Genomic DNA, 15,249 nt, shown 5'->3' with positions numbered 1-15,249 from the left:
GTATCACCTCGTCCAGTCCTGGTATGTGATTACCTTGTAGGTGTTACGCAGGGCCATGTAGACGGCCCTCGCGAAGTTGTAGGTTGTTCTAGTCTCACCGTAGCTCTGTGACCACACGTCCCTTATCCCTGCCAGCGAGAGCACAACCTTAGCCACGTTGCCAGCCACGAGGCCTGTCCCCTTGGGCGCTGGCTTCAGCACGATCCTCACGCTTCCGCTCTTGCCCTCCACTGTGAAGGGCACGCTGTGGGGCTCCCCACAGGTGCACTCCCAGCTGCCGCAGCCCCTCCTCACGGGCGTTATGTTGAGCTTGGCGTTCCTCACTGCCTTGTCAAGGGCCTCCCTGAGCTGCCTGGCCTTGCCCTTTCCAAGGCCGACGTAGCCGTCCCTGTTACCTACTACAACAACTGCCCTGAACCTTGTAACTCTGCCGGCGTCCGTCATCTTCTGGACGTGAGATATGTCAAGAACTTCCATCTGGAGGTTCGGCAACAGGACGTCAACTATCTCCGGCTCAAGTATCGGCAGGTTCCTCCTGAATATCTCATCTATTGATGCTATCTTGCCCTCCTTTACGAACTGTCCAACTTTAGTCTTAGGGACCCACTCCTCAGCCTGTGGCGTCGTGGGTCCAGCCGCGCTGGTCTGCTCGCTCATTTCTCCACCACCTGCTCAGCCTTCTTGCTAGCCGCCTCGAGCACAGCTGCGTACTCCTTCTTTATATTTTCTAAGACCTCATCAAAGTTCTTCGGGATCTCCTCAGGTGGTAGCCTGGCTATCTGGGCTGAGAACAGCCTCTTGTACCTCTCTGGATCGTTCTTGTTTAGCTCGGCAGCATATGAGGCCACGTGCTCACACTTTATCCTCTCATCACTTGGAAGCACCTCGTCGCTGTGGGGCACGTGAACGCCAGCGTCAAGGGCACCCCTTAGGGCTGCGAACACTCTAGCGCCCTTGGTCGGTCTCCTCAGGCCTATGTCGAGGACTGCCTCTGTGACCCCCTTGCTGAGGGCCCTGGCCGCGGCCAGGAAGCTCGTAAGATAGACAGCGCAGGTGCTCTTGCCACCTCCCTTCCAGCCGTAGAGCTTTGAAAGCTCCTTTGAGTGCGCAGCTGCTACCACCTTATCACCCTTAAGGTCAAACTGTATGAACTGCACCCACACGTACTTGTTTGAGACCCTAACTACCATCCTGGGCTTCCTCGAGCTGAGCAGGGCTATCCTCTCATAGTAGTCAGTCTTGCCCTCCCTTCTCCTCCTCAGCGGGACCTTATACTTTGGCCCTCCCTTCAACTTGTTGCACCTCCCTTAACCATGCCTGAGCTCTCAATGTACCTCCTCAGGTCTGAGAGGCTTGCGAACCTGTTGCCCTTAATAAGGATGTAGAGCTGCCTGTAGTCCTTCCTGCTTATTAAGCCGTGATCCCTAAGCCACCTTATGTATGACCTCATCTTGCGGACCTTGTTAACCCAAAGCTCCTCGGGCTTCCTACGCGAGAAGGCAGTCCCCTTCCTCTTGCCCTGGCCCCTCCTGTGGCCCTTGGTTCTCTTCTCCTTCCTCTCAAGCCACCTGTGAGAGTTGCCCTTCTCTGGTATTGCGCTGATCAGACCCCTCTTTATGAGTGCTCTGACGTCGTCCTTTGTCACGGCCCCCTCTATTTCCTCCCTGTCCTCAGGGTCTGGGCTTATAAAGACCCTGCTCTCGCCGACGCCCAGTATCTCCGCCGCGAGCCTCCTCTGCAACCTATAGTCCATGTTCACTCACCGCCGTTCGCTACCCTGAAGCCCCTCTTCTTAAGTTCCTCAAGCAGCTCCAGCCTCTTCCTCAGCCCGACCTTCGCTGAAATATAAACTATGTGCGCTGCAGGGCTCAGCCCCTCCAAGTCCTTCACTGATGATATCACCACAGGTATAAGCCCTGAGGGGTGGCGGCCCTTGATCTCTGAGTTAGTGCCATAGCCCACCTTGACCAGCCTTCCAAAGCCCTTCTTCTGTTGCCTTAGCTTGTTGTCTATACCTTTAGGCTTGCGCCATGAGTCATCAATCCTCTTGAGGCGCCACGAGAGGTACCTGATAAAGCGAAGCCTTAGCTTCCTTTTCGCGAGGGCCTGCAGTCTTCTCCTCCCCTCTAAGGCCTCTGGGCGCTTGGCCTCACTTGACATCAGCTAGCCACCTCCCTTGAGTATATGAAGATACCATCCATGAACTTTCTGCGGTCAAACTCCGTGATGCGCGTAGCCCTCTCTATGTTAGCAGCCGTCTGCCCAACAGCCTCTACGTCGCTGCCCTCCACTATCACGTCCTGGCCCTGAACTTTGACTGTAACGCCGGGCATAATAGTTGCATAGCGTGGTGCCTTCTCACCGAGGAAGTTGTTTATGACTACACGGCTCTTCTCGACCTTAACAGTTATCGGGAAGTGCGAAGATATTATCTTAAGCTTATATCTGAACCCCTTCGTGACCCCGATTATCATGTTCTTTATGTGCGCAGCTATAGTACCGACGAGGGCCCTAGCCTTAGTGTCGGCGCTCCAGGCCTCAACTATGACCTTGTTGCCGTCAACCCTGATGCCTACTCCTCTCGCATGGGAGAAGTCCTTCTGCGTCTCTCCCTTAGGTCCCTTCACAGTCACCTTTAGACTCTCTACCCTCACTGTGACGCCCTGTGGCACCTCCACTACCCTCTCGACGTGTATAGACTTTGGCAACCCTCAGCACCTGCCTATAGTTCCTCCTTCCCTTGATGGGGTCTCGCTTTTAAGCGTTCTAAGCATTCTCAAGCTTCTCCCTGACAACGGCCTCAAAGTCGTCTAGCTTCAGCACCTGATAGCCTGGCAGCGGCTGGGAGACCCTGCCAAGGATGACAACTCTGCCTGGGTCCTCTTCTTTTCTCTTCTTAAATAACCTCACCTTCAGGTACCCCTTGCTCTTGCCCATGTAGACGAATACCACCTTGTCCCTCTTGTCACCCATGCTATAGCACCGTGGCTAAGGTTGAGATGTGACTTTAAAAGCTACACGGCTAAATGCCGCGCATTTGTTCCGATCTCTGAGCGGCGGCTTTCTCGGCTAGCCCTTGGCTTGATGGATGTCGTACCTTGAGTAATGGCATGCCACATTTAAATGACAGCTCGTCACTCCCCCAGCGCTAGCTTATAGGCACTCTTAACAGCCTCCTCAAGGGATTTTGCATAAGAAACTTTGCCGCCGCTCAGGCCTGCCAGCTTCTCTATTTGTTGGGTCTTCACGTGCTGACTATTAGTGATTACAAGGAAGTCAATTCTCATACTGCTGGTCTTAACTAAGAACTGCATCTCATCAGCGTCGGGCCCCTCGTTAAAGTCCCCATCGCTTATTACTATGAGCCTCCTAGAGTAGCCCGGGGGCGCGTCCTTAAACATGTAGAAGGCGTCCTTAATTGCCGTACTTAGGTTAGTAGCCTTGCCAGAGACCTTGATGGAATTTATGGCCTTCTCTAGCTCTTCGACGTCATCAGTCAGGTCTACCACGGGGAATGAGCTTCCATAAAATGACACTATACCTACCAGCGTAGGGGTGCCGTTGCCAACTATGGACCTAAGTATCACTACGGCCCCTCTCTTCGCGGCCTCAAGCCTGTTAGGCTTCACGTCCTTCAACATCATGCTGGCGCTGCTGTCTATTGCTATGACCAGCGCTGTGCCAAGGCCTTTCGACAAAGCTCTGCCCGCCAATACGAGGGACCTATTTTCAATTGATATTACCACCTTTAATAAGCTTAAATGGATCTGGCCTCATATTAACATTGCCTTAGGCACGACATAGGGTATTGTTGCCATCTTGGTCACCAGCTCTTTTAGCTTTGCATCTGACACTATGCCCGCGTCGCGGGCGTAGAGAATAAGGGACAGCGTGGGCGCCGCTGCCACCCCATGAGTCCTTGAGACCTGTCTAGTCCTTAAGTCATCGCTAATTAAAAGAGCCCCCAGTTTCTTGGCAACATACATAGAGTGGGCCTCTTGAAGCGAAATACCGTTCTTCCTAGAAAATTCTGCCAGAGACTTATTCACATTAACCACTTCAAAGCCGCTAAAGCTATATACTACACCCCTCATCTTTGAGAGCCTAAGCGTGAGGGCCTTGGCCCTCTCCATAGTCTTTGATGATACGGATAGCCTCTTCCCTAACCTGCTCACGACGTCGCTTATATCAAGCTCCAGCGTCGTGTAAAGCGATGATAGGTCAAAAACTAAGGAGCCCCTCTCCTTCAGCTGCTCCTCACTGGTCTTCACTTCAGTCTCGTCATCAGACCCAAGCATTGGCGTCATGTCGCGCGACAGGAAATACCACAGCAGCTCATCCACGCTGAGGCTACTTATCTCAACAGCCAGCTGAAAGCTGATGCCGCCACCCTTGTAGGCTCTCAGTGACACATCCTTTAAGTCATAACTCTCAATGAGCCTCCTCACGGCGTCCCTTATGGCCTCCGTCTTACTCCCATATATGCCGGCCTTCACCAGGGCCTCGAGAACTTCCTCGGTATAGCCTGAGATCTCTATGTTAGTTACCAAGCCTCTTCTCTCCCAGCTTTATTTACAAGTAGAACTATTTAGTTTTCGTAGTCCACCCTTAACTTTGAAGAATTGGAGAAAGCAGAACCACTTCCACCTCATCTCCTGTGTCGTAGCCCTCTATGTCCTCGTTCATTATGAGTAGCGCGTTTGCGTCTGTCAGCGTACGAAGGACTCCTGAGGCCGTTATCGCCAAGGGCTCTACCATCAGCTCTCCCCTCTCATTAACGTAAGCCCTCGCCCTAAGGTAGGTCCTCACTCCTGCAACGTTAGCAATTCTCCTTGTAATCTTGCCCCTGACAACTGGAAGCGGCTCCTCGGGCGTCCCTGTCATATGCCTTAACGTGGGCTTAACAAACGCCATATAACCTGCTAAGGAGGCCACTGGGAAGCCTGACAGCATGAAGACAGGCTTTCCGTTGATCACGCCTGCCCCGGTCGGCTTGCCGGGCCTCATCCTGACCCCATTGAACAGCACCTTGCCAAGCCTCGATACGGCCTCAGGGACAAGGTCATGAGCGCCAATGCTTGTGCCTCCGGTGGTTATCACGGCGTCAGCCTCCTTGATACCCTGCCTCACCCTTTCCTCTATTATTTCCACGTCGTCTGGCACAGTCCCCAAGTCCAGCGCTTCGAAGCCATCAGACTCCAGCATCGATATGAGCATGGGCTTAGTGCTGTTTATTATAGTTCCTGGCGAGCCGGCCCTGGGGTCCTCGAGCTCCACGACTTCAGAGCCAGTTGAGAGCACCGCAACCCTTATACTCCTGTAAACCTTGACTTTAGTTATGCTAAGTGACGCCATGGCTCCTATGTGCCATGGCTGCACCTTCCAGCCCCGCCTTATGACCACCTCGCCCCTTGTGAAGTCCTCGCCCTTCCTTGAGACGTTTGCAAATGGTGTGACCTGCCTCTTAATGTTGACGTAGTTCCCAATTCTCTCGGTGTCCTCAGCCATTACTACGGCGTCCGCCCCTGGTGGTAGCGGGGCCCCAGTATATATCACGGCTGCCTGACCTTCACCAACGCGCGGCAGCTTTGACGGGTCGCTGCCAGCCTCGGCCTCGCCAACTATCTCAAGTCTAATGGGATTCAGCAAAGTGGCTCCAAGGGTGTCTAAGGCTCTAACGGCATATCCGTCAACTGCGCTCCTATCAAAGGGTGGCACGTCCGTCGGCGCCACCACGTCCTCGGCGACTGGCAGTCCTAGCGCATCACGAACTTTAACTTCAATTATCTCTGGCGTAAATGATACGCTCTCCTTCAACATTCTCAAAGCCTCGTCAACACCTATGAGGACTTTAAAGCCCTCCATGGTCTTCTTTATCGACACCGCGCGTCCCCCTCAGGCAGGGGCCTTTCAGTTAATGAGCCTAAGTCACTTAAGCAGCAGGAGGTTCCCTTCAAGGTCTTTTGTTAAGTGATAACCGAACCTCCCCGCTACCTTGAGGAGCACCCTCTCTCCAGTCCTGAGTTTAGCCGACTTCTCATCACTGTCGCAGTAGTCCTTGTGTCCACATGTCACGGAGCTGAAGTCAAAGCCTACAAGCCTAATAGAGCTCGCCCCCATCTCCATAGCTATAGCTGCGGCCCTGTCGCCATCGGTGAAGGCCCCTGAGGGGTATATACAAAATGGCGTGTCCACCTGGGAGGTGAGCAGGAGCTTAGCCCGCGGGACGCTGCTGACAAGCGCTGACGCCCTCAGGAGGTTATCACCATGAACGTGAAGCATAATGTAGTCCGAGATCTCAACTATACGATTGAGTATGCTCAAGGACGAGTCGGCGTCAGTGGTGACAGCAAGGGGCCTCAGCCCAGCCTCCATAAGCGGTGGAACTCCTCCCTCAGGGGCCAGGAGCACAGGGCAGCCTCTCAGCCTCTCGGGGCGCGCCAGGGGGCCTGCAACGCAGACGTGATTGTCAGAGATGGTCTCTAATAGTTTATGCAGCTTAGCGCAAAGCTCGTCACACGTAATGATGCCCTCAAAGTGCATCGCTGACGTGAGCTCCTTGACCTCTGGGTAGCCGAGCTCCCTCTGTGCCACCTCCCTGTAGACCTCCACGGCTGCCAGCGCCCGGGCTAACAATTGACTCAAGCTCCTGCAGTATTGCATTAGCTGTGTTGACGTACTCAGGCGACCCCCTGGTTGAGTGCTCGACGCACCACTTAAGGCCCCGCGCGTACTCAAGGTACCAGCCCTCGTAGACCCCAGCCCTAGCCTTGGTCAGGAGCACGAGAAGCTCCACGAGGCACCCATAGGCCCTGGTGTAGGGGACCTGGGGCGGCTCGACCTCCTCAAGGCTGCAGGAGTAGGTCACGCTATTGCCTCTGTCGCTGAGCTGATGATAATGACATCTGTAGACTCCTCCCAGCCCCTTAAGCTCTGGGCACCCGCTTGCCTCATCCCACCTGACCTCAAGCTCCAAGGCGTGGGCCACACTCTTTACAAAGAGCAGGGGGTCTGAGGGTGAGAGCAGCAGGAGGACCCCCTCCTTGCCGAGGAACCTGAGGAACCCTGTATCCTTGTAAACCGTAAACTGCTTTTTCTCATCAAAGACAACTCCAAGCGGCATTGAATAGCGCCCATTGACGCTGCAGGGGAACGCTATGAACTCATAGTATGCCCCCTTTATCACCGGCTTCGCCACTAAACGCTTTTAATTCTACGCGCTGAAAAGGCTTCCCGTAGGGGGTAAATGTGGTAAGCGTAACCGACGTCCCAGCTGACAGGCTGATAGAGCGCCTGGCTGCTAGGCTCAAGAACGTAGAGCAGGTGAGGCCGCCTGAGTGGGCCCTCTACGCTAAGACGGGCGTCTCAAGGGAGAGGCCGCCCGACAACCCTGGGTGGTGGTATGTGAGGGCAGCCTCGATACTTAGGAAGCTCTACCTGGCTGACGGGCCTGTGGGCGTTGGAGCTCTCAGAGTAATGTACGGCGGGAGGAAGAGGAACGGCGTAAGGCCAGCTCGCTTCGCTGAGGGCGGCGGGAGCAACATAAGGAGAATACTCCAGCAGCTGGAGCAGGCGGGCCTCTTGAAGACAGCGGGCCGCGGAAGGGTGCTCAGTCCCAAGGGCCGCTCACTGCTCGACGAGGTCGCTAAGGAGATAGCCAACGAGCTTGTTAAGGAGAGGCCCGAGCTCGCAAAGTATATCTGAGGGACAGCGGAGGCTTCTCAACGAGAACAGCATTAGCCTTAAAATATTATGGAAAAGCCTCCCATGTGAAAAGAGCTCCTAAATCGCGTTAGTTTCCCGCTTTATCTTAGCTATCAGCTCCGCGTAGGTCTGAGCGACGGCCTCTCCCTTTATGTTGAGGAGCTCCAAGGTCCTCCTGACCTCATTAGCGTCACTGTTAGCCGCCTCCACCTCAACGAAACACCCCAGGTCCTCAACGACGTCCAAGGTGACCTCGGCGAAGCCCAGGCTTATGTAGGTTCTTCTCTTGCGAACCTCTATAGACGGCGTGAACCCGAGCAACCTGAGCAGCTTGTCAGGGTCTGACTTGACTTCGACTATTACCTCCTCTCTTGACTTAAGGTCCCCTGGCCCCCTCGGCCCCTTGTATGTGAGCGAGAGCGGGAGACCGTTGACATACCTCACCCTTAGGGCCTCGTCTGATGTCATGAGGTCCCTGCACGGGTGCTCATAGTACACGTCCCTCTCGTCAACAGGAGGCTCAACGCTTCCCCCTGCCGCTGACGATCTCTTTGCAATTTCATCTAGCGCCTCGCAGGGAACCCTCAGCTTGACCTCAACCTCGACGTGGTCCAAGATCCCGCCTCACGTTGAGAGCACAAGCTTCTTCAGCCTGTCACCCATCTGCTCGTACCTAGCCACGTCCTCGCGCGTTAGGCTCGGCTTGACCTTCTTCAGGGCCTGCTGGAAGTGCCTCCACTCAACAGGCCCCGGCTCTAGCTTCTCCCTGAGCTTCGCGAAGACAGCCTCCCTCACCACCGCGGCTATGTCGGCGCCCGTGTAGCCCTCTGTTAGGTCAGCCAGCCTGTCAATGTCAACATCGTTGGCCAGCGGCACTTTCCTCAGGTGTACCTGGAATATCTGCTTGCGCGAGTCCTTGTCAGGTGGCGGCACATAGATTATCCTGTCAAACCTGCCGGGCCTCATAAGGGCTGGGTCTACTATGTCCGGCCTGTTGGTAGCGGCTAACACAACAACGTTGTTAAGAGGCACTAAGCCATCCATCTCGGTGAGCAGCTGGTTCACTATCCTGTCAGTCACGCCGCTGTCGAAGCTGTAGCCCCTTGCAGGCGCAATGGCGTCAATCTCATCGAAGAACACCACGACCGGCGCCACCTCCCTGGCTCTCCTGAAGACATCCCTTATGGCCTTCTCGCTCTCGCCGACCCACTTGCTGAGCACCTCCGGCCCCCTTATGGCTATGAAGTTGGCCCCGCTCTCCGTTGCAACGGCCTTAGCGAGGAGGGTCTTGCCTGTGCCTGGAGGGCCGAAGAGGAGCACGCCCTTTGGCGGCTCAACTCCCATCTTCTGGAACACGTCGGAGTACTTGAGCGGCCACTCCACGACCTCCCTCAGCTCCTGCTTCGCGCTCTCCAGGCCGCCTATGTCACTCCAGTGGACCTCCGGGACCTCCACGAACACCTCACGTATCAGCGTTGGTCTCACGACCTTCATGGCCTCCAGGAAGTGCCTCCTGCTGACCTTGAGGGTCTCGAGTACCTCCTTCTTTATCTCACCGGGCTTCGAGAGGTCAACCTTGCCTGTGTTCATGAACTCCCTAACCGCAGCCATGGCTGCCTCCTTAGCTAGGGCGGCCAGGTCAGCCCCCGTGTAGCCCTTCGTTAGGTCAGCTATCTCAGCTAGGTTGACGTCGCTGTCAAGCGGCATGCTCCTCGTGTGGACCTGCAGAATCTCAAGCCTGCCCTGCTTGTCAGGCGGCCTTATCTCTATCTCCCTGTCAAACCTCCCTGGCCTCCTGAGGGCTGGGTCCACGTCGTCAGGCCTGTTGGTGGCGCCTATTACGATGACCTTGCCCCTCTCCTGTATGCCGTCCATTAGTGTCAGAAGCTGAGCTACGACCCTCTTCTCGACCTCGCCGGTGACCTCCTCCCTCTTGGGGGCTATTGAGTCTATCTCGTCAATGAAGACTATGGATGGTGCGTTCTCCTGTGCCTCCTTAAAGACCTCCCTCAGCCTCTCCTCGCTCTCGCCGTAGAACTTGCTCATTATCTCGGGGCCATTTATTGCCACAAAGTAGGCCCCTATCTCGTTGGCTAACGCCTTGGCGAGAAGGGTCTTGCCAACGCCAGGAGGACCGTAGATGAGAATGCCCTTGGGCGGCTCTATGCCGAGCCTCTGGAATATCTCAGGGTGCTTCATGGGCAGCTCCACTATCTCCCTTATCCTCTGCTTGGCCTCCTCAAGGTCACCTATGTCCTCCCAGGTTACCCTGGTCCCCCTACTGAGGAGCGGGTACTCTGAGGGCTTGACGGGCTCGCTCCTTATGCGGACCTCCGTGTCATCAGTAACGTAAATGGGGTCTGTCGGATTGGTGTCAACTACCGCCAGCTGAATTTCATCAGAGAGCGGGATTAGGTCACCCCTTATCAGAGGCCTGCGCACGAGCTCGTCCCTTAGGTCATCAGGCGAGACAACCATGTTTATGGGCACAGCCCCAAAGAACGTAGGCACGGTGGCCTGACCCACAGGGGCTAACTCTATCCTCCTGGCAGGCTTGAGGTTGTCGGCCCTCATGACCTCTACCTTATCCCCAACGCTCACGCCGAGGACCTGCCTCATGTGGCCGTCCATCCTTATGACTTCCTCCCCCTCGCCTCTTAGGGGCCAGGCAACCCCCACCTCTATCGCCTTCGGGCTCTTGATGAGCACGAAGTCGCCCGTCTCTATGCCCAACTTGCGCATCGTTGAGTCGCTGATTCTCACTATTTTCCTGCCTGGCCTGTCACTCCTGTATGCCTCCTCGACTGTTAACGTAACACTCTGGGATGACATGCAAAAGCCCTAAATACTCTGGGACAGAGCGCTAATATATTTTAACACCTAGCGCTTGTCAGCGTGCTTGGCAAGACCTGAAACAGCCCTGCTTCAAATCGTGCAAAGCAGGCCGCCTTGAGGCCCAGTGTTAGGGCGTGTCGCGTCAGGTACATCCATGTCAACCCTCTAACGCTTTTAACCCCAAGGATACTGCCATCGTTTGGATGATAACGAATGTATACAGTAGGGGCTGAGGTATTCTTTGAGCCAAAGAGCATTGCAGTTGTTGGCGCCTCACCCAGAGCCGACAACATGGGTAGAGTCATACTGAATAATCTCAGGCATAAGTTCGGCGGGAGGCTGTTCGTCGTAAACCCTAAGTATGACAATGTCGATGGCGTTAAGAGCTACCGCTCCCTCTCGGATATAGAGGAAGATGTTGACGTCGCCGTGATAGCTGTGAATGCCATGGCAACCCCCTCGGTCCTTGATGACGCAGGAAGAAAGGGCGTTAAGGGGGTCATAATATTCAGCGGGGGCTTCGCTGAGACCGGGACCGAGGAGGGCATCAAGCTACAGGAGGAGGTAGTCAGCGTAGCAAAGAAGTACTCGATAAGGGTGCTCGGGCCAAACTGCATAGGCGTCTACAACGCCTCTAATGGTGTTGACACCTTCTTCCTGCCCTTGGAAAGGATGAGGAGACCTAAGCCTGGCCCCATAGCAATCGTCAGCCAGAGCGGAGCCCTCCTCGCGACCCTCATGGACTGGGCTGCCGCCAACAACATTGGGATATCCAAGGCAATAAACTTTGGCAACAAGGTAGATATAGATGAGGTTGATAGTCTAAACTACCTAGTCAAGTCGCCGGACATCAAAGTGATATTGATGTACTTAGAGGGCGTGAGCAGGGGCAGGGAGCTGGTGAGCGCCATAAGGGACGTCACTTACAAGGCCAGAAAGCCCGTGCTCATCCTGAAGGGCGGCAGGACGTCAGAGGGCTCAAGGGCAACCATGAGCCACACGGCGTCAATAGCTGGCTCATATGCGACCTTTTATGAGGTCATGCGTGAGGCCAACGCTATAGTACTTGAAGACCTGCAGGACATGTTTGACGCGGCCAAGGTGCTCAGCACTAGCGGCGTTCCGAAGGGGCCCAGGGTGGCCATTATAACTAACTCTGGCGGCCATGGAGTTATAGCAGCCGATAATATAGCCTCTAGGGGCCTCTTGGTTCCCCCGCCCTCACAGGCCACCCTAGGGGCCCTCAAGGGTCTGTTCCCCTACAGGGTGTCGCTCAAGAACCCCTTCGACCTGACGGGGGACAGCAGGCCCGAGCAGATAGAGGCTGTAGCTGAGACCCTCATAAATAATGGGGACGCTGACGCGATACTTCTGGTAGCACTTGTGCAGCCCCCAACTATGGACTTTGACAAGACTCTGAACTCTATACTGAACATCAGGAGGCGCCACCCTGACGTGCCGATGGTAGTTGTAACTATAGGAGCCGAGTACGGTGAGAGGCTGGCCAGGGCCCTGGAGGACGTAGGCGTGCCAACGTTTGAGTTCCCAGACAGGGCGGCCAGGGCCCTCTCAACGTTATGGAGGTGTGCGAGGTGCATCGGGGCCGAGGAGCCTGTTGATATAATTCCTCATGTGAGCGAGGGCGCAAAGGACGCGGTGGAGGGTATCATAAGGAGAGCGCTGGAGGAGCGCCGCGTGAAGTTACTCGAAGACGAGGCCTTAGACGTGCTGAGGGCCTATGGAATTCCAGTGGCGGAGTACTGCAAGGCGTCAGATGAGGTTGAGGTCAGGGAGTGCGCCGCGCGCGTCGGCTTCCCACTAGCTATGAAGGTTGTGAGCCCTGACATAATCCATAAGAGTGATGTTAACGGCGTTGTGCTCAATATTAAGAGCGATCAAGAGGCCGTCGACGCTTACAGGACTATAATGGACAACGTCAGAAGGCTGGCTCCCGGTGCCAGGGTGAAGGGCGTGCTGCTGCAGAAGATGGTGACCGAAGGATTCGAAGTAATAGTCGGCGGCATACACGACCCACAGTTTGGCCCAATTGTGACGTTTGGCTCAGGAGGTCTTCTGGTCGAGCTGATAAGTGACATCTCAATGAGGCTAGCCCCTGTGGGACTCAAAGGTGCCGCCTCTATGATGTCTGAGACGAAGGCCTTCAGGCTGCTGAAGGGCTACAGGGGCCTGCAGGGGGCGAACATTGATAGCTTGGCCGAAGTAATCTCTCGCGTCAGTCTCCTACTTTACAACCACTTGTCTATAAAAGAGGTAGATATAAATCCTGTATTCGCACGCAGAGAACAAGCGACTGCAGCTGATGCGCGCATAGTGCTTGGGGAGGTGGAAGAACAACTTGGAGAACGGTGACCGCCTTGCCATAGACAAGCAACAGATAGAAGATGCACAGACGAACGCCCAGCAGGGCTCGCCTCAACAGGCTCCGCAGGGCCAGGGTATCGTCGGGCAGGGCCAGCAGAGGCCCAGGAGGACGCCTCAGCCTCTTCCCCCAGAGGCCCTGCCCGAGGACATAAGACAGCTTGTAACAGTTGACATCTCAAACATGAAGGAGGACGACCTCTACAAGCTTGTTGACGCGATAAGGGACAAGGTAGTTGAAGTGAAGAACGCCAGAATGCAACTAATTAATGACGTTAAGGGCCTCAGGGACCAGAGGGCAAAGCTAATAGAGCAGAAGAAGGAGCTTGTAAGCCAGCTCCTTAAGCTGAGGTCAGACCGCAAGGAGCTCCTTGACCAGCTGGCTAAGCTCAACCAGGAGAGGGCGTCAGCCGTCAACGAGTTCAAGGCTAAGGTTGAGCAGCTGAGGGAGGCCAGACAGTTGTTAGACAAGGAGGGCAGCGTGGCTAAGCTCAGCCTCAGGAGAGTTCAGAAGAGGATAGAGGAGCTCGAGTGGAGGCAGCAGACGTCCGTGCTACCACCCCAGGAGGAGAAAAAGCTAGTCGAGGAAATAGAGCGCCTTGAGGAGTTGGCGGAAAGGATAAGGAAGGCACGCCAGGAGGAGATATCAATAATGGAGATAGAGGCCGAGGTCAAGGCCCTGAAGATGAAGCTGAATGAGTATAACAACAAGATAGCTGAGATGAGGCAGAAGGCCGGGAGCTTCAAGGCCCAGATAGCGTCGCTCACACCTAGGATTGATGAACTTAACAAGCAGATAGATTCACTTAAACAGGCTATTTCTGAGAAGAGCAAAAACATAGACATACTCACTGGCGAACTGGACGCCCTCTACAACAAGTACAGGGAGCTGATGGTAAGACTGAAGGAGCTGAAGGTATCGAAGCAGCGCGGTATAGAGCTCAAGGTGCTCGAGGAGAAGCGCAAAGAGATAGAGGAGAAAGCTAAGAGAGGCGAGGCGCTAAGCCTAGACGAAATGAGGATTCTCTACGGCGAGTTCTGAAGGGCCCTCCTACAAGAGCTTAGGGCAACCTTTTATTAGCTGGCAGCAACTCCTAGCCTAGTGATAGATTTGGCTCTACAGACGGCCCTTGAGGAAATGTTGAAGCTTTATGAGACCTGGCCCGACCAGCTGCTCACGTCATACAGCTCTGCTGTCAAAGCCAAGGCACCACACGTCAGCCCGCGCTCCCTGCTGCTGTGCGGCATGGGCGGCAGTGGCGTCACAGGCGACTACATATGGGCCCTAGCCACAGCTAAGGGCGCCAGGTTCCCCGTTATCGTCCATAAGGCAGATGGAGCCCCTGCCTGGCTGAGCAGCGAGGACCTCGTAGTCGCAATAAGCTACAGCGGGAACACCTATGAGACCGTGAGTTGCGCGAGGGAAGCGCATGCCAAGGGTGCCCTGGTGCTCTCTGTAACAAGCGGCGGCAAGTTGGCCGCCTGGGCCAGGGAGACAGGCCTGCCCCTGGCCACTATACAGCCAGGCTACTACCCCAGGACCGCCCTCGGCATGCTGGCTGGGGCCACCCTTGGCATACTGAGCGCAGCTGGGGTTGAGGTCGCCAACGAGGGCGAGGTTAAGGACGCCGCCGAGGCCCTTAGGTCAACCTCTCGCGGCGAGGGCGAGACCATAGCGAGGGCGCTGAAGGGCAAAGACCTCTACATCATAGCCGGTTGCGGCGTCTTCGACATAGTAGCTCACAGGTGGAGGCAGGAGTTCAGCGAGAACGCGAAGGCCATTGCTAAGACGGAGTTCTACCCTGAGTCCGCTCACAACGACCTAGTGGTGTGGCAGCAACAGCACGGCGAGAGGAAAGGCTTCATCCTCATAGAGGGCGACGGGAAGGTGTGCTCTGTGCTTGAAGAGCTTCTTAGGCAGGTCTACAGTGAGCAGAGGGACACGCTGGTCAGGGTCACGCCGAGAGGCAACGGCCTCCTCGCCCAGCTACTTCAGGGCTCCCTGCTGGGCGGCTTCACTTCAGTCTACCTTGCATCCCTTAACGGCGTGGACCCGCGCGACACGTCAATAACTGGCAGGTATAAGGAGGCCCTTGAGAAGGCGGGCCTCACTTAGAGCCTGTAGCGTTTTGCACAAATATTAGTTATTTTATAATTATCAATATAATAAATAAATTACTCTAAAGCTTAATGTTGGCACCGGCATTAAGCTCGGATGGCGTCGCTTTAGCAGAGATGGGCAGTCGCGAGGCGAAGGATGGCGCCCAGTGAAACTCCCCCACGTCCTCAAGGGGCCAGTCCCATAGACAGCATGGCGAGGGAGAGAAGTGA

General features: G+C 55.3%; 17 protein-coding genes. 4 read left to right on the top strand and 13 right to left on the bottom strand.

Annotated elements, in window-relative coordinates; genetic code table 11:
- Window positions 1-3: 3 nt before the first annotated feature.
- From SE86_RS07365 to SE86_RS07315, 11 genes are all read right to left on the bottom strand, one after another.
- A complete protein-coding gene (locus SE86_RS07365) occupies window positions 4-657 on the bottom strand; it encodes a 30S ribosomal protein S5 (RefSeq protein WP_117354908.1) in 654 nt (217 codons plus the stop codon).
- Window positions 654-1,292, bottom strand: a complete 639-nt coding sequence (locus tag SE86_RS07360) for a 50S ribosomal protein L18 (RefSeq protein WP_117354907.1) — start codon at window positions 1,290-1,292, stop codon at window positions 654-656. The genes SE86_RS07365 and SE86_RS07360 overlap by 4 nt, the downstream gene beginning before the upstream one ends.
- Window positions 1,289-1,753 carry a 50S ribosomal protein L19e gene (locus SE86_RS07355; RefSeq protein WP_117355206.1) on the bottom strand — a complete coding sequence of 155 codons (465 nt, stop codon included), beginning with the start codon at window positions 1,751-1,753 and terminating at the stop codon, window positions 1,289-1,291. Before SE86_RS07355 ends, SE86_RS07360 begins: the two co-directional genes overlap by 4 nt.
- A gap of 2 nt (window positions 1,754-1,755) precedes the next feature.
- Entirely contained in the window at window positions 1,756-2,160 is a 405-nt protein-coding gene (locus tag SE86_RS07350; RefSeq protein WP_211096570.1) for a 50S ribosomal protein L32e, read from the bottom strand.
- Window positions 2,160-2,708: a 50S ribosomal protein L6 gene (locus tag SE86_RS07345; RefSeq protein ID WP_117354905.1), complete on the bottom strand. Its 549-nt coding sequence runs from the start codon at window positions 2,706-2,708 to the stop codon at window positions 2,160-2,162. Before SE86_RS07345 ends, SE86_RS07350 begins: the two co-directional genes overlap by 1 nt.
- A 58-nt stretch (window positions 2,709-2,766) precedes the next feature.
- On the bottom strand, window positions 2,767-2,973 hold the full coding sequence (locus SE86_RS07340; RefSeq protein WP_117354904.1) for a DUF5622 domain-containing protein: 207 nt from the start codon (window positions 2,971-2,973) through the stop codon (window positions 2,767-2,769).
- 161 nt (window positions 2,974-3,134) lie between these two features.
- The gene (locus tag SE86_RS07335) at window positions 3,135-3,698 is read right to left on the bottom strand and encodes a VWA domain-containing protein (RefSeq protein ID WP_117354903.1); all 564 of its coding nucleotides are present in this window, start codon (window positions 3,696-3,698) and stop codon (window positions 3,135-3,137) included.
- A gap of 75 nt (window positions 3,699-3,773) precedes the next feature.
- Window positions 3,774-4,550, bottom strand: coding sequence for a nuclease (locus SE86_RS07330; RefSeq protein WP_117354902.1), 777 nt, complete (start codon window positions 4,548-4,550; stop codon window positions 3,774-3,776).
- 58 nt (window positions 4,551-4,608) lie between these two features.
- Window positions 4,609-5,883 (bottom strand): gephyrin-like molybdotransferase Glp, encoded by a 1,275-nt coding sequence (glp, locus tag SE86_RS07325; RefSeq protein WP_117354901.1) that lies wholly within the window; start codon window positions 5,881-5,883, stop codon window positions 4,609-4,611.
- A 45-nt stretch (window positions 5,884-5,928) separates the two neighbouring features.
- Window positions 5,929-6,612, bottom strand: a complete 684-nt coding sequence (locus SE86_RS07320) for a hypothetical protein (protein ID WP_117354900.1) — start codon at window positions 6,610-6,612, stop codon at window positions 5,929-5,931.
- Window positions 6,533-7,186 (bottom strand): DUF447 domain-containing protein, encoded by a 654-nt coding sequence (locus SE86_RS07315; RefSeq protein WP_148666806.1) that lies wholly within the window; start codon window positions 7,184-7,186, stop codon window positions 6,533-6,535. The genes SE86_RS07320 and SE86_RS07315 overlap by 80 nt, the downstream gene beginning before the upstream one ends.
- Window positions 7,187-7,248: 62 nt before the next feature.
- Between SE86_RS07315 and SE86_RS07310 the strand changes: the two genes are divergently transcribed.
- Entirely contained in the window at window positions 7,249-7,704 is a 456-nt protein-coding gene (locus tag SE86_RS07310; protein WP_117354898.1) for a 30S ribosomal protein S19e, read from the top strand.
- 78 nt (window positions 7,705-7,782) lie between these two features.
- Here the strand turns inward: SE86_RS07310 and cyaB are convergent, their stop codons facing one another.
- Together cyaB and SE86_RS07300 are read right to left on the bottom strand one after the other, a co-directional pair.
- Window positions 7,783-8,319, bottom strand: coding sequence for a class IV adenylate cyclase (gene cyaB, locus SE86_RS07305; protein ID WP_158543155.1), 537 nt, complete (start codon window positions 8,317-8,319; stop codon window positions 7,783-7,785).
- A 9-nt stretch (window positions 8,320-8,328) separates the two neighbouring features.
- The gene (locus SE86_RS07300) at window positions 8,329-10,536 is read right to left on the bottom strand and encodes a CDC48 family AAA ATPase (RefSeq protein WP_117354896.1); all 2,208 of its coding nucleotides are present in this window, start codon (window positions 10,534-10,536) and stop codon (window positions 8,329-8,331) included.
- 216 nt (window positions 10,537-10,752) lie between these two features.
- On the opposite strand from SE86_RS07300, the gene SE86_RS07295 reads away from it, so the two are divergent.
- The 3 genes from SE86_RS07295 to SE86_RS07285 all read left to right on the top strand — a co-directional run bounded on the left by SE86_RS07295 (window position 10,753) and on the right by SE86_RS07285 (window position 15,034).
- On the top strand, window positions 10,753-12,909 hold the full coding sequence (locus SE86_RS07295; RefSeq protein WP_117354895.1) for an acetate--CoA ligase family protein: 2,157 nt from the start codon (window positions 10,753-10,755) through the stop codon (window positions 12,907-12,909).
- Window positions 12,896-13,960, top strand: coding sequence for a hypothetical protein (locus SE86_RS07290; protein WP_211096569.1), 1,065 nt, complete (start codon window positions 12,896-12,898; stop codon window positions 13,958-13,960). The genes SE86_RS07295 and SE86_RS07290 overlap by 14 nt, the downstream gene beginning before the upstream one ends.
- 69 nt (window positions 13,961-14,029) lie before the next feature.
- Complete coding sequence (locus SE86_RS07285) at window positions 14,030-15,034, top strand: SIS domain-containing protein (RefSeq protein ID WP_211096568.1); 1,005 nt, start codon at window positions 14,030-14,032, stop codon at window positions 15,032-15,034.
- Window positions 15,035-15,249 lie beyond the last annotated feature (215 nt).

It is taken from the genome of Acidilobus sp. 7A (assembly GCF_003431325.1).
Taxonomy (GTDB): domain Archaea; phylum Thermoproteota; class Thermoprotei_A; order Sulfolobales; family Acidilobaceae; genus Acidilobus.
This window is presented reverse-complemented; position numbering and strand designations above follow the sequence as displayed.